This window comes from Streptomyces cylindrosporus (assembly GCF_022698165.1).
GTDB lineage: Bacteria > Actinomycetota > Actinomycetes > Streptomycetales > Streptomycetaceae > Streptomyces > Streptomyces cylindrosporus.
Window position 1 is genome coordinate 165,373 of the sequence record NZ_JALDAY010000001.1, and the last position, 14,226, is coordinate 179,598.

The 14,226-nt window shown below is 68.9% G+C and carries 11 protein-coding genes; 10 read left to right on the top strand and 1 reads right to left on the bottom strand.

Features of this window, described 5'->3' with window-relative positions; all coding sequences use genetic code 11:
• Positions 1-88 precede the first annotated feature (88 nt).
• Positions 89-1,378, top strand: coding sequence for an ATP-dependent Clp protease ATP-binding subunit ClpX (clpX, locus tag MQP27_RS00745; protein WP_058925301.1), 1,290 nt, complete (start codon positions 89-91; stop codon positions 1,376-1,378).
• 77 nt (positions 1,379-1,455) lie between these two features.
• Here the strand turns inward: clpX and MQP27_RS00750 are convergent, their stop codons facing one another.
• Positions 1,456-2,436 carry a hypothetical protein gene (locus MQP27_RS00750; RefSeq protein ID WP_242759080.1) on the bottom strand — a complete coding sequence of 327 codons (981 nt, stop codon included), beginning with the start codon at positions 2,434-2,436 and terminating at the stop codon, positions 1,456-1,458.
• Between the two features lie 137 nt (positions 2,437-2,573).
• Here MQP27_RS00750 and MQP27_RS00755 point away from each other — a divergent pair, with 137 nt between their 5' ends.
• The 9 genes from MQP27_RS00755 to rodA all read left to right on the top strand — a co-directional run bounded on the left by MQP27_RS00755 (position 2,574) and on the right by rodA (position 14,221).
• Positions 2,574-5,204, top strand: a complete 2,631-nt coding sequence (locus MQP27_RS00755; RefSeq protein WP_242759085.1) for a valine--tRNA ligase — start codon at positions 2,574-2,576, stop codon at positions 5,202-5,204.
• 83 nt (positions 5,205-5,287) lie between these two features.
• Positions 5,288-6,772, top strand: a complete 1,485-nt coding sequence (gene folC / locus MQP27_RS00760) for a bifunctional tetrahydrofolate synthase/dihydrofolate synthase (RefSeq protein WP_242759087.1) — start codon at positions 5,288-5,290, stop codon at positions 6,770-6,772.
• Between the two features lie 3 nt (positions 6,773-6,775).
• On the top strand, positions 6,776-7,141 hold the full coding sequence (locus MQP27_RS00765) for a DUF4233 domain-containing protein (RefSeq protein ID WP_242759089.1): 366 nt from the start codon (positions 6,776-6,778) through the stop codon (positions 7,139-7,141).
• 68 nt (positions 7,142-7,209) lie between these two features.
• Positions 7,210-7,623 (top strand): nucleoside-diphosphate kinase, encoded by a 414-nt coding sequence (gene ndk / locus MQP27_RS00770; protein WP_242759091.1) that lies wholly within the window; start codon positions 7,210-7,212, stop codon positions 7,621-7,623.
• A gap of 220 nt (positions 7,624-7,843) precedes the next feature.
• Positions 7,844-8,863 (top strand): rod shape-determining protein, encoded by a 1,020-nt coding sequence (locus MQP27_RS00775; RefSeq protein WP_004001297.1) that lies wholly within the window; start codon positions 7,844-7,846, stop codon positions 8,861-8,863.
• Between the two features lie 144 nt (positions 8,864-9,007).
• Entirely contained in the window at positions 9,008-9,946 is a 939-nt protein-coding gene (gene mreC, locus MQP27_RS00780; protein WP_242759094.1) for a rod shape-determining protein MreC, read from the top strand.
• Positions 9,947-9,960: 14 nt separating this feature from the next.
• Positions 9,961-10,641 (top strand): rod shape-determining protein MreD, encoded by a 681-nt coding sequence (mreD, locus tag MQP27_RS00785; protein WP_242759096.1) that lies wholly within the window; start codon positions 9,961-9,963, stop codon positions 10,639-10,641.
• Positions 10,642-10,772: 131 nt separating this feature from the next.
• Complete coding sequence (gene mrdA / locus MQP27_RS00790) at positions 10,773-13,025, top strand: penicillin-binding protein 2 (protein ID WP_242759099.1); 2,253 nt, start codon at positions 10,773-10,775, stop codon at positions 13,023-13,025.
• A complete protein-coding gene (gene rodA / locus MQP27_RS00795; RefSeq protein WP_242759101.1) occupies positions 13,022-14,221 on the top strand; it encodes a rod shape-determining protein RodA in 1,200 nt (399 codons plus the stop codon). The genes mrdA and rodA overlap by 4 nt, the downstream gene beginning before the upstream one ends.
• The last annotated feature ends 5 nt before the right edge of the window (positions 14,222-14,226 follow it).

The following is a 14,226-nucleotide window of genomic DNA, read 5'->3' on the forward strand; positions in this document are numbered from 1 at the left end:
AACGGGGGGCCCGGCAAGGTACCGTCGGAATAGGCAGCACCAGGAGCCGCTGGATCTAGGCGTCTCCCAGGCGAAGGGGAAGCACACCGTGGCACGCATCGGTGACGGCGGCGATCTGCTGAAGTGCTCGTTCTGCGGCAAGAGCCAGAAGCAGGTCAAGAAGCTCATCGCAGGGCCTGGTGTGTACATCTGCGACGAGTGCATCGATCTCTGCAACGAGATCATCGAGGAAGAGCTCGCGGAGACCAGCGAGGTGCGCTGGGAGGAGCTCCCGAAGCCGCGCGAGATCTACGAGTTCCTCGAGGGCTACGTGGTCGGCCAGGAGGCCGCCAAGAAGGCCCTCTCCGTCGCGGTCTACAACCACTACAAGCGCGTCCAGGCCGGCGAGAACGGCGGCGGCAGCGGCCGTGACGACGCGATCGAGCTGGCGAAGTCCAACATCCTGCTGCTGGGCCCCACGGGCTCCGGCAAGACCCTCCTCGCCCAGACCCTGGCCCGCATGCTGAACGTCCCGTTCGCGATCGCGGACGCGACGGCGCTGACGGAGGCCGGCTATGTCGGCGAGGACGTCGAGAACATCCTGCTCAAGCTGATCCAGGCGGCCGACTACGACGTCAAGAAGGCCGAGACCGGGATCATCTACATCGACGAGATCGACAAGGTCGCGAGGAAGAGTGAAAACCCCTCCATCACGCGCGACGTGAGCGGCGAGGGCGTCCAGCAGGCCCTCCTGAAGATCCTCGAAGGCACCACGGCCTCGGTCCCGCCGCAGGGCGGCCGCAAGCACCCGCACCAGGAGTTCATCCAGATCGACACGACGAACGTCCTGTTCATCGTGGGCGGTGCCTTCGCGGGCCTGGAGAAGATCATCGAGTCCCGGGCCGGCGCCAAGGGCATCGGCTTCGGCGCGACGATCCGCTCCAAGCGCGAGCTGGAGGCCAAGGACCAGTTCGAGGACGTCATGCCCGAGGACCTGGTCAAGTTCGGCATGATCCCCGAGTTCATCGGCCGCCTCCCCGTCATCACCTCGGTCCACAACCTGGACCGCGAGGCCCTGCTCCAGATCCTGGTCGAGCCGCGCAACGCGCTCGTCAAGCAGTACCAGCGCCTCTTCGAACTCGACGGCGTGGAGCTGGACTTCGAGCGCGAGGCCCTGGAGGCCATCGCCGACCAGGCCATCCTCCGCCAGACCGGCGCCCGCGGCCTGCGCGCCATCATGGAGGAGGTCCTCATGTCGGTGATGTACGAGGTCCCGTCCCGCAAGGACGTGGCCCGCGTCGTCATCACGGCGGACGTCGTCCACTCGAACGTCAACCCGACCCTGATCCCGCGCGACGCGCGCAACGGGCGGGGACCGGGCGAGCAGAAGACGGCGTAACCCCCGCGCGGAACAAGCCGAAAGGGGCCCCGGTCGAACCGACCGGGGCCCCTTCGCCGTTGTGACGGCCTACGACATCACGCGGGCACACGCACGTCGTCGCGGACCTTCGAGGTCAGCGCCGCCGCCTCGTCCATCGACTGGCTCTTGCCCGAGGTCAGGGCTTCCAGGTCGTACGACAGCACATAGGTCAGCGTGCTGTGGTCGCCCCAGATGCAGAACGGCATCTTCATGGTCTGGCCGGAGGTCGTGGTCTCCACCACCTGGCACTTCATGATGCCGTTCTTGAAGCCGGCCGGCTTGAACTCCTGGGGCGTGCCCACGAGTTTGCCGTCGGTCGAGGAGGAGCCCGAGTCCTTCTCCGACTCCGTCTTCATCTGGGCGAACATCGCGTCGACGACCTTCTCCGGGTCGTCGATGGTGCCGTAGACGCCGGCGAACATCAGGCTCTTGGCGGTGAGGCCGGTGCCCGAGGCGTAGCTCGCGCTGACGTCCTTGGGGTTCTTCACGCCCCAGGACTCGGCGTCCTTGATGTCGCTGGAGGTCATCGTGCCGACCTCGGACTTGCCGCTCTTCTTGTACTCGTCGTTGATGAGCGTCGCCGGCGCCGTCAGCTTGTGCGCCCCGTCGCTGGCGACGCTGCCGCCGCCACCGGAGCCCCCGTTCCCCGACCCGAGCACGAAGTACGCGCCCACCCCGATCGCCGCGACGACCGCCACGGCGCCGATGATCAGGCCCGCCTTCTTGCCGCCACCACCCGGCGGGGGCGGCTGCGGGACGCCGTACTGGGGCTGGCCGTACGGCGGCTGCTGGCCGTACGCCTGCTGCTGGTCGTACGGGTTCGGCTGCGGCGGCACACCCTGCGGGGGCTGGCCCGGCACGCCCTGCGGGGGCTGCTGCGGGTAGCCGTAACCCGGCTGCGGCGGAGGCGTCTGCTGGGGGTAGCCATAGCCGGGCTGGGGGGCCTGCGGCGGCTGCTGGCCGTACGGTCCCGGCTGGCCGTACGGTCCGGGCTGCTGAGGCTGCCCGCCGTACGGGCCCGGCTGGTTGTAGCTCATTTCTGGGTTCCCCTCCAGATGCTTTATGTGTTCCCGACATCCTGGCGCAGACGCGGTAGCCGCACCGCATCGGGGGTCGCACCGTTACAGAACAAACGCGTTTCGGGACATGCCCGCGACACCCCTAAACTGACCCCGTGACCGAGAACGCTCAGCAGCAGCCACCCGCGCCCGACACCGAACTGCCGACCCAGTACGCGCCGGCCGATGTAGAGGGGCCGCTGTACGAGCGCTGGGTAGAGCGCGGTTACTTCGAGGCGGACGAGAAGAGCGACAAGCCGTCGTACACGATCGTCATCCCGCCGCCGAACGTCACCGGCAGCCTCCACCTCGGGCACGCCTTCGAGCACACCCTCATCGACGCGCTGACCCGCCGTAAGCGCATGCAGGGTTACGAGACGCTCTGGCAGCCCGGCATGGACCACGCCGGCATCGCCACGCAGAACGTCGTCGAGCGCGAGCTGGGGAAGGAAGGCAAGTCCCGGCACGACCTCGGCCGCGAGGCCTTCGTCGAGCGGGTCTGGCAGTGGAAGGCCGAGTCCGGCGGCCAGATCTCCGGCCAGATGCGCCGCCTCGGTGACGGCGTCGCCTGGTCGCGCGAGCGCTTCACCATGGACGAGGGGCTCTCGCAGGCCGTCCAGACCATCTTCAAGCGGCTGTACGACGACGAGCTGATCTACCGCGCCGAGCGCATCATCAACTGGTGTCCCCGGTGCCTCACCGCGATCTCCGACATCGAGGTCGAGTACCAGGACGACGACGGCGAGCTGGTCTCCCTCAAGTACGGCGAGGGGGAGGAGACGCTCGTCGTCGCCACCACCCGCGCCGAGACCATGCTCGGTGACACCGCCGTCGCCGTGCACCCCGACGACGAGCGCTACAAGCACCTCGTCGGCAAGCAGATCAAGCTCCCGCTGACCGACCGCACCATCCCGGTCGTCGCCGACGAGCACGTCGACCCCGAGTTCGGCACCGGCGCCGTCAAGGTCACCCCGGCCCACGACCCGAACGACTTCGAGATCGGCCAGCGGCACGACCTGCCGGCCATCACGGTCATGGACGAGCACGCCGTCATCACCGTCCACGGCCCCTTCCAGGGCCTGGACCGCTTCGAGGCCCGCTCCGCGATCGTCGCCGCGCTGCGCGCCGAGGGCCGGATCGTCGCCGAGAAGCGCCCGTACGTCCACTCCGTCGGCCACTGCTCGCGCTGCAAGACCACCATCGAGCCGCGCCTGTCCATGCAGTGGTGGGTCAAGGTCGGCCCGCTCGCGAAGGCCGCCGGCGACGCGGTCCGCGAGGGCAAGGTCAAGATCCACCCGCAGGAGATGGAGAAGCGGTACTTCGACTGGGTCGACAACCTCCACGACTGGTGCATCTCACGGCAGTTGTGGTGGGGCCACCGCATCCCGGTCTTCTACGGCCCGAACGGCGAGGTCGTCTGCGTCGGCCCCGACGAGCAGCCGCCCGGCACCGAGGCGGAGGGCTGGAAGCAGGACACCGACGTCCTCGACACCTGGTTCTCCTCCGGCCTGTGGCCCTTCTCCACGCTCGGCTGGCCCGAACAGACCGAGTCGCTCGCGAAGTTCTACCCGAACTCCGTCCTGGTCACCGGCTACGACATCCTCTTCTTCTGGGTCGCCCGGATGATGATGTTCGGCCTGTACGCGATGGACGGCACCCCGCCGTTCCACACCATCGCCCTGCACGGCATGGTCCGCGACCAGTTCGGCAAGAAGATGTCGAAGTCCTTCGGGAACGCCGTCAATCCCCTTGACTGGATGGACAAGTACGGCAGCGACGCCCTCCGCTTCACCCTCGCCCGCGGCGCCAACCCGGGCGTCGACGTGCCGATCGGCGAGGACTGGGTCCAGGGTTCCCGCAACTTCGCCAACAAGATCTGGAACGCGACGCGCTTCGCGCTGATGAACGGCGCGACGGTGGACGGCCCGCTGCCTTCCCAGGAGCGGATGTCGGCGACCGACCGCTGGATCCTCTCCCGCCTCAACTCGGTCGTCGCCGAAGTCGACGCGCTGTACGAGGACTACCAGTTCGCCAAGCTCTCCGACGCCCTCTTCCACTTCGCGTGGGACGAGGTCTTCGACTGGTACGTCGAGCTGTCCAAGACGACGTTCCAGGCGGGCGGCGAGCCGGCCGAGGTCTCGAAGCGCGTCCTGGGCGAGGTCCTCGACGTGACGTTGAAGCTCCTGCACCCGGTCGTCCCGTTCGTCACGGAGACCCTGTGGACCACGCTCACCGGCGGCGAGTCGATCGTCATCGCCGAGTGGCCCAAGGACAGTGGCTTCCGTGACACCGCGGCCGAGCAGGAGATCGAGACCCTCCAGTCGGTCATCACCGAGGTCCGCCGCTTCCGCGCCGACCAGGGCCTCCAGCCCGGCCAGCGGGTCCCGGCCCGCCTGACGCTGGACGGCACGGCCCTGGCCCCGCACGAGGCGGCGATCCGCCAGCTCCTGCGCCTCCAGCCGGAGGGCGAGTCCTTCACGGCGACGGCGACGCTCCCGATCTCCGGCGCCGAGGTCGCCCTCGACCTCTCCGGCACGATCGACGTCGCGGCGGAGCGCAAGCGCCTCGCGAAGGACCTCGCGGCGGCGGAGAAGGAGAAGTCCCAGGCGACGGCGAAGCTGGGCAACGAGGCGTTCCTGGCGAAGGCCCCGGACAACGTCGTGGACAAGATCCGAGGCCGCCTGGCGAAGGCGGAGGAGGACATCACGAGGATCCAGGCCCAGCTGGACAGGCTGCCGGAGGCCTGACCGGTACCGCCGCGACGAAGGTTCCCGGAGCTGTCCGGGAACCTTCGTCCACGTCTGTCAGTGGTCCTCCGTAGACTGGCCCCGTGAGTGAGAGCGACCCCTTCGACGAGATCATCGCGGAAGAGACGGACCGCGACCCGGATCTCGCGGTCATCGAGGCCGGCAGCCGGACCCTGCGCACCCAGGGCGGCCCGCCCCAACCCGATGTCCCCGCGCGCCCCGAGGACCCCGAGGTCGACAAGGCCCTGCGCGCGGTCGAGGCGGAGCTCGCGACACGCTGGGGCGAGACCAAGCTGGAGCCCTCGGTCACCCGCATCACCGCCCTCATGGACGTCCTGGGCGATCCCCAGCGCTCGTACCCCTCGATCCACATCACGGGCACGAACGGCAAGACCTCCACGGCCCGCATGATCGAGGCACTCCTCGGCGCCTTCGACCTGCGCACCGGCCGCTACACCAGCCCGCACGTCCAGTCGATCACCGAGCGCATCAGCCTGGACGGCGCCCCCATCTCCGCCGAGCGGTTCATCGAGACGTACGAGGACATCAAGCCGTACGTCGAGATGGTCGACGGGCAGCAGGAGTTCCGGCTGTCCTTCTTCGAGGTGCTGACCGGCATGGCGTACGCCGCCTTCGCGGACGCGCCCGTCGACGTCGCGGTCGTCGAGGTCGGCATGGGCGGCTCCTGGGACGCGACGAACGTGATCGACGGTGATGTGGCGGTCGTGACCCCCATCGACCTCGACCACACCGACCGCCTCGGCGAGACGCCCGCCGCGATCGCCGGCGAGAAGTCCGGGATCATCAAGCAGGACGCGACGGTCATCCTGGCCCAGCAGCCGGTCGACGCGGCCCAGGTGCTGCTGAAGAAGGCCGTCGAGGTCGACGCCACCGTGGCCCGCGAGGGCCTGGAGTTCGGGGTCGTCGCCCGCCAGGTCGCCGTCGGCGGCCAGCTGCTCACCCTGCGCGGCCTCGGCGGCGAGTACGACGAGGTCTACCTCCCGCTGCACGGCCCCTACCAGGCGCACAACGCCGCCGTCGCGCTCGCCGCCGTCGAGGCCTTCTTCGGCGTCGGCTCCCAGCGCCCCGAGCCCCTCGACATCGACACCGTGCGCAAGGCGTTCGCGGCGGTCTCCTCGCCGGGCCGCCTCGAAGTCGTACGGCGCTCCCCGACCGTCGTCCTGGACGCCGCGCACAACCCGGCCGGCGCCCGCGCCACCGCGGAGGCGGTCGGCGAGGCCTTCGACTTCAGCCGGCTGATCGGCGTCGTGGGCGCGAGCGGCGACAAGAACGTCCGCGGGCTGCTGGAGGCCTTCGAGCCGATCTTCGCCGAGGTCGTCGTCACGCAGAACTCCACCGCGCGCGCGATGGACGCCGACGAGCTCGCCGCGATCGCCGTCGAGGTCTTCGGCGACGACCGCGTGCAGGTCGAGCCGCGGCTGCCGGACGCCCTGGAGGCCGCGATCACGCTGGCCGAGGAGGAGGGCGAGTTCGCCGGCGGCGGTGTCCTGGTCACCGGCTCCGTCATCACCGTGGGCGAGGCCCGACTGCTCCTCGGGAGGGGCTGACCCGTGCGTACGCTCTGTGCTTCCACGCTGATCGGCGAGTTCTTCGTGATCGGCTTCGCCGGACTGGTCGCCATGAAGGACCCGGACCTGTCGGCGGCCACGGTCTGGACGGTCTGCGGCATCCTGATGTTCCTGTCGGTGCTGCTGTGCGGGATGGTGACCCGGCCGGGCGGCATCGCGCTGGGCTGGGCCCTGCAGATCGCCCTGATCGCCTCCGGCTTCGCCGTCCCGACCATGTTCTTCCTGGGCGCGGTCTTCGCGGCCCTGTGGTGGGCCTCCGTCCACTACGGCCGGAAGATCGACGAGGCGAAGGCCAGATTCGCGGCGCAGACGGCACAGTCGGGCTCCTCTACACCTGACGCTGCGTAACAAGGGCCCCGACACGCCCTGTAACCTTCGAACACCCCCGCACGACTCATGATCAATAGGAGCCCGCAGTGACCCAGCGCACCCTCGTCCTGCTCAAGCCCGACGCCGTCCGTCGCGGCCTGACCGGCGAGATCATCAGCCGTATCGAGCGCAAGGCCGGCTGGCAGATCACCGCGCTGGAGCTGCGCACCCTGGACCAGGAGACCCTGGAGCAGCACTACGGCGAGCACAAGGGCAAGCCGTTCTACGAGCCGCTGGTCGAGTTCATGGCCTCCGGCCCGGTCGTCGCCCTGATCGTCGAGGGCGAGCGGGTCATCGAGGGCGTCCGCGCGCTGGCCGGCCCGACCGACCCGATCGCCGCCGCCCCCGGCTCCGTCCGCGGTGACTTCGGCGTGATCGTCCGCGAGAACCTGATCCACGCCTCCGACTCCGAGGAGTCCGCCGAGCGCGAGGTGAAGATCTTCTTCCCCGGTCGGGCCTAGGGCCGCATGATGCGCGGCGATCGAGGGAACGAGCACCCCCGAACGCCCGTCTCCAGAAGCGGAGCCGCGCATCATCTGCTGACAATGGCGAAGACCCTCCCGCAGTGTTCGCGAAGGCGCGTCTACGATGGAAGCCTTCACGTCACAGCACCCACTTCGCCGACCTGAAAAGCCCTCAAAAGCTCCCGGGAAGGCCAGACGAATCCTGATGGGGAACTCAATGTCGTTCATCGGCCGTGACATGGCTGTCGACCTCGGGACCGCCAACACGCTGGTGTACGTCAGGGGTCGCGGGATCGTACTCAACGAGCCGTCCGTCGTCGCGATCAACACGAACACCGGTGGAATTCTCGCGGTCGGTGCGGAAGCGAAGAAGATGATCGGGCGCACGCCCGGGAACATCGTCGCCGTCCGGCCGTTGAAGGACGGCGTGATCGCCGACTTCGAGATCACCGAGCGGATGCTCCGCTACTTCATCCTGAAGATCCACAAGCGGAGGTATCTGGCCCGTCCACGAGTCGTCGTCTGTGTGCCCTCGGGCATCACCGGCGTCGAGCGCCGTGCCGTCATCGAGGCGTCGTCCCAGGCCGGCGCCCGGCAGGTGCACATCATCGAGGAGCCCATGGCCGCGGCCATCGGCTCCGGTCTGCCGGTCCACGAGGCCACGGGCAACATGGTGGTGGACATCGGCGGCGGCACCACGGAGGTCGCGGTCATCTCGCTCGGCGGCATCGTCACCGCCCAGTCCATCCGCGTCGCCGGCGACGAGCTGGACAACGCGATCATCCAGCACATCAAGAAGGAGTACTCGCTCCTCCTCGGTGAGCGGACGGCGGAACAGATCAAGATCACGATCGGTTCGGCGTACGACCTCGACTCCGACGAGCACACCGAAATCCGTGGCCGGGACCTCGTCTCCGGGCTGCCCAAGACCGTCGTCATCTCGGCCGCCGAAGTGCGCAAGGCGATCGAGGAGCCGGTCAACGCGATCGTCGACGCCGTGAAGACGACCCTGGACAAGTGCCCGCCGGAGCTGTCCGGCGACATCATGGACCGCGGAATCGTTCTGACGGGCGGCGGGGCGCTGCTGCGCGGCCTCGACGAGCGGCTGCGGCGCGAGACCGGCATGCCGATCCACATCGCCGAGGACCCGCTGGACAGCGTGGCGCTCGGCTCCGGCAAGTGCGTGGAGGAGTTCGAGGCGCTCCAGCAGGTGCTGGACGCCCAGCCGCGCAGATGACGTAACTCTTCGATTCCGCCGTACGAGATGATCTCCTCTCGTGCGGCGGATCGTTGATATAGAGGCATAAGCTCGCCCATAAGCCTCCGCACCCCCATACCTGAACACCCGCACATTCCTATGAGGAAGGCACGGCCGCCGCACGTGAGGGACACGAGAGAGAGCCGGCTGCTCCTGGTGCTGCTGATCGCCGTCGCGTTCGCGCTGATCACGGTCGACATCCGCGGCGGGGAGGACTCGCCGGTCGACGGTGCCCGCCAGGCCGCGGCCACCGTGTTCGGCCCGATCGAGGACGGCGTGTCGGCGGCGGTCGACCCGGTCGGCAACGCCGTCTCCGCGATCCGCGACTCCGGCAGCAAGCACGACCGGCTCGCCCGCCTGGAGCAGGAGAACGCGGCCCTCAAGGCGAAGCTCGGCAGCGACGACCGCAACGCCAGCCGCCTCAAGCAGCTCGACAAGATGCTGAAGATCGCGGGCGAGGGCCAGTACGGCATCAAGGGCGCCGAGGTCATCGCCATAGGAGCGGCCCAGGGCTTCTCCTGGACGATCACCATCGACGTCGGCGCCAACGACGGCATCAAGCGGGACATGACCGTCCTCAACGGCGACGGCCTGGTCGGCCGCGTGACGACGGTCGGCCCCGACACCTCCACGGTCCTGCTCGCCAACGACCCCGACTTCACCGTCGGCACCCGCATGGAGGACAGCGACGAGCTCGGCTTCGCCTCCGGGCAGGGCGACCGGCCGCTGCGTGTCGAGCTCCTCAACGGCAAGGCCGACGTGAAGAAGGGCGACCGCCTCGTCACCTTCGGCTCCCAGGCCGACAAGCCGTTCGTGCCCGGTGTCCCGGTCGGCGTGGTCTCCCGCGTCGAGCCCTCCGAGGGCGGCCTGACCCGCACGATCTACGTCACTCCGTACGTCGGCTTCACCAAGCTCGACATCGTCGGTGTCGTCGTCGAGGCCCCGAAGAAGGACCCGCGCGACACGGTCCTGCCCAAGAAGCCCAAGCCGACCCCCACGCCGACGGTCACCGTCACGGTCACCCCGTCGGCGAACGCGCCCGTCGACGGCCAGCAGCAGTAGGAGCTGAGTTCCCCATGCGCGTCAACCGGATCCTGCTCTCCTCGGCCCTGGTCGTCGTCGCCCTGGTGATCCAGGTGAGCGTCCTCGCCCGCCTCCATCTCCCGGGCGCCGTACCCGACTTGCTGCTCCTGACCGTCCTGGGCCTGGCCATGGTGTACGGCCATGTCGGCGGCGCCCTCGTCGGCTTCGGCGCCGGCCTGCTCGCCGACCTCGCCCCACCGGCCGACCACGCGGCGGGCCGCTACGCCCTCGTGCTGTGCGTCATCGGCTACTTCGCCGGGCTGATCAAACCGGAGAACGGCAGACTCAAGTCGGCCACCGGCCCGATGCTCGTCGTGGTCGCCGCCGCGATCGGCTCCACCCTGCTGTACGCCGGGGTCGGCGCCCTCGTCGGCGACACCGCCGCCCGCCATGTGGGCCTGATGAGCCTGCTGTTCTCGGCCGCCCTGTACGACCTGCTGCTCGCCCCGTTCGTGGTCCCCGGGATCATGGCGCTGGCCCGGCGCGCGGACAACGACCCGCTCGCGGAGACCAACGCCTCGTCCAAGAAGGCCACCGACATTTCCTCCGGCTGGATCTCCAACGGCACCGGCCTCAAGATCGGCGGCCAGCGCGGCGGCCTCGGCAGCCTGAAGACCAAGGCCCGCACGCGGACGGCCCGGGTGGGCCGCATCAAGGGGGTCAAGCGGCTGTGAGGGCACGTCAGTTCGGCTCCGCCGCGTTCACTCGAACGGGGCGGCTTTCGCGGAACGACGCCTCACAGGCCCGTCGTTCATCATGCGTAAGCGCACACACGTCCGCGCACTGAGAGGGGGAGGCAGCCACCGTGACCAACATTCCCGAGACCGGACGGACCCCACGTGTCCAGATCCGTCTCGTCGTCATCCAGATCCTCGTCCTCTCCCTGCTCGGCACCCTCGGCGGCCGCCTGTGGTACCTGCAGATCCGTGAGGGCGCGTCGTACCAGAAGGAGGCGTCGGGCAACCACGTCCAGCAGGTCGTCCAGCCCGCCGTGCGCGGCTCCATCCTGGACGCCCGCGGAGTGCCCCTCGCGGACAACGAGACACGGCTGGTCGTCTCCGCCTCCCGCACCGACCTGCTGAAGATGAAGGACGACGGCAAGGCCGTCCTGACCAAGCTGGCCAAGGTCCTCGGCATGAAGCCCGAGGAGGTCATGCAGAAGGTCCGGCTGTGCGACGCGAAGACGCCCCAGCCGTGCTGGAACGGCTCGCCGTACCAGCCGATCCCCATCACCGACGAGGCGACGCCCCGCCAGGCCCTGCAGATCCGCGAGCGCTCCGAGGACTTCCCCGGCATCACCGCCGAGCCGGAGGCCGTGCGCCGCTACCCGGCCCCCGGCAAGTCCAACACCGCCCAGGTCCTCGGCTACCTCTCCCCGGTCACCGACGACGAGATCCAGCAGGCCAAGGACACCGACTCGCCCTACCTGCGCTCCGACCAGGTCGGCCGCTCCGGCCTTGAGCGGGAGTACGACAAGGAACTGCGCGGCAAGGCCGGCGTCACCCGCTACGAGGTCGACAACCTCGGCCGCGTGATCGGCAAGGCCAAGTCCGATGCGGCGGAGCCCGGTTCGAACCTGGTCACCAGCATCGACTCCCGCGTCCAGCGGATCGCCGAGTACGAGCTCAACACGGCGATGAAGAAGGCCCGCGAGCAGTACGACAAGATCACCGGCGAGAACTACAAGGCCGACTCCGGCGCCGTGGTCGTCATGGAGGCCAAGACCGGCCGTATCGTCGCCATGGCCTCCGCGCCGACGTACGACCCGAACGTGTGGGTGGGCGGCATCTCCGCCAAGGACTACAAGAAGCTCACCGGCAAGGACTCCGACTACCCGCTCCTCAACAGGGCCATACAGGGTCAGTCCGCGCCCGGTTCGACCTTCAAGGTGGTCTCCACGGCCGCCGCGGTCGAGGCCGGCTACGTCTGGGACGGCGGCTACCCCTGCACCAGCTCGTACTCGGTGGGCGGCCAGGTCTTCAAGAACTTCGAGGGCGAGAACTTCGGCCCGATCTCCCTGGGCCGCGCCCTGGAGGTCTCCTGCGACACCGTCTTCTACGGCCTCGCCGACCGCGAGTGGAAGAAGGACGGCGGCATCAACCCGAAGAAGGGCGAGCCCAAGGACTACTTCTACAAGGCCGCGCACCAGTTCGGCCTCGGCAAGGAGACCGGCGTCGACCTCCCGAACGAGGTCACCGGCCGCGTCCCCGACCGCCAGTGGAAGGAGGCCTACTGGAAGGCCAACAAGGCCGTCTGGTGCAAGACCGGCAAGAAGGACGGCTCCTACGTCGAGAAGATCGCGTACGAGAACTGCCTCGAGGGCAACAAGATGCGCGAGGGCGACTCGATCAACTACTCCATCGGCCAGGGCGACACCCTCGTCACGCCGATCCAGGAGGCCATGATCTACGGGGCGCTCGCCAACGGCGGCACCGAGTACGTCCCCACCATCGGCAAGGCGATCGTCAGCGCCGACGGCAAGACGGTCAAGGAGATCAAGCCGCAGGTCAAGGCCAAGCTCCCGGTCAGCCAGGCCACCCTCAAGGGCATGGACAAGGCCCTCGCCGGCGTCATCACCAGCGGTACCGCCGCCTGGAAGTTCCAGGGCTGGCCGCAGGACAAGATCACCCTGCACGCCAAGACCGGTACCGCGGAGGTCTACGGCAAGCAGACCACCTCGTGGCTGGCGACGTACTCCAAGGACTACACGGTCGTCATGACGATCGCCCAGGCCGGTACGGGTTCCGGCGCCTCCGGTGAGGCCGTCCGCGGCATCTACAGCGCCCTGTACGGCGTCCAGGCCGACGGCTCGATCGACAAGAAGAAGGCGCTGCTGCCCACCCCGCAGAAGGGCCTGCCGAAGGTCAAGACGGACGGCACGATCGACTCCCCGAAGGTCTCCAAGGACCCGGTCAAGGACCTCCAGAAGGCCGAGGAACAGGGCGCGACCGCCCCGGACGAGACCCAGCCGGGCGCGACCACCGCCTCGCCCACCGCGACCAACCGCAACACCCGCAGGCGCCCGCGCAGAAGGGGAAGCCGGAGGATGCTCACATGACCGGGGCCAACAGCTTCTCCGTCTCCGGGTACGGGCCCGAGCGCGCGGGCTGGACACGGATCTTCGCCCGCGACTCGCTGGCCCGCCGGCTGGACTGGCCGATACTGCTGGCGGCCCTCGCGCTGTCGCTGATCGGCTCGGTCCTGGTCTACTCGGCGACCCGCAACCGCACCGAGATCAACCAGGGCGACCAGTACTACTTCCTGATCCGGCACCTCATGAACACCGGCATCGGGTTCGCCCTGATGGTCGGCACGGTCTGGCTCGGCCACCGCACCCTGCGCAACGTCGTGCCGGTCCTCTACGGCATCTCGCTGCTCGGCGTGCTGATGGTGCTCACCCCGCTCGGCGCCACCATCAACGGCAGCCGCAACTGGATCGTGCTCGGCGGCGGCTTCTCGCTCCAGCCTGCCGAGTTCGTGAAGGTCTCGATCATCCTGGGCATGGCGATGATACTGGCGGCCCGCGTCGACGCCGGGGACCGGCCGTACCCCGACCACCGCACGGTCCTGCAGGCGCTGGGTCTGGCCGCCGTCCCGATCCTGATCGTGCTGCTCATGCCCGACCTCGGCACGGTCCTGGCCATGGTGGCCATCATCCTGGGCGTGCTGCTCGCCTCCGGCGCCTCCAACCGCTGGATCTTCGGCCTGCTCGCCGCCGGGGTGCTGGGCTGCGTCGCCATCTGGCAGCTGCACATCCTGGACGAGTACCAGATCAACCGCTTCGCCGCCTTCGCCAACCCCGACCTCGACCCGGCCGGCGTCGGCTACAACACCAACCAGGCGCGGATCGCGATCGGTTCGGGCGGGCTGACCGGCGCCGGGCTCTTCCACGGCTCCCAGACCACCGGCCAGTTCGTGCCCGAGCAGCAGACCGACTTCGTCTTCACGGTCGCGGGCGAGGAGCTCGGCTTCCTCGGCGCGGGCCTGATCATCGTGCTGCTCGGTGTGTTGCTGTGGCGCGCGTGCCGGATCGCCCGCGAGACGACCGAGCTGTACGGGACGATCGTGGCCGCCGGGATCGTCGCCTGGTTCGCCTTCCAGTCCTTCGAGAACATCGGCATGACCCTCGGGATCATGCCGGTGACGGGTCTGCCGCTGCCGTTCGTGTCGTACGGAGGATCGTCGATGTTCGCCGTGTGGGTGGCGGTGGGGCTGTTGCAGTCGATCAGGGTGCAACGGCCCATGTCGGCGTAGGCGTG

What these genes read in the sequence shown, in the direction of transcription:
- mreD (WP_242759096.1), top strand. Translation starts at nt 9,961, where the DNA reads ATGCGCGTCAACCGGATCCTGCTCTCCTCGGCCCTGGTCGTCGTCGCC.
- MQP27_RS00775 (WP_004001297.1), top strand. Translation starts at nt 7,844, where the DNA reads ATGTCGTTCATCGGCCGTGACATGGCTGTCGACCTCGGGACCGCCAAC.
- rodA (WP_242759101.1), top strand. Translation starts at nt 13,022, where the DNA reads ATGACCGGGGCCAACAGCTTCTCCGTCTCCGGGTACGGGCCCGAGCGC.
- MQP27_RS00750 (WP_242759080.1), bottom strand. Translation starts at nt 2,436, where the DNA reads ATGAGCTACAACCAGCCGGGCCCGTACGGCGGGCAGCCTCAGCAGCCC.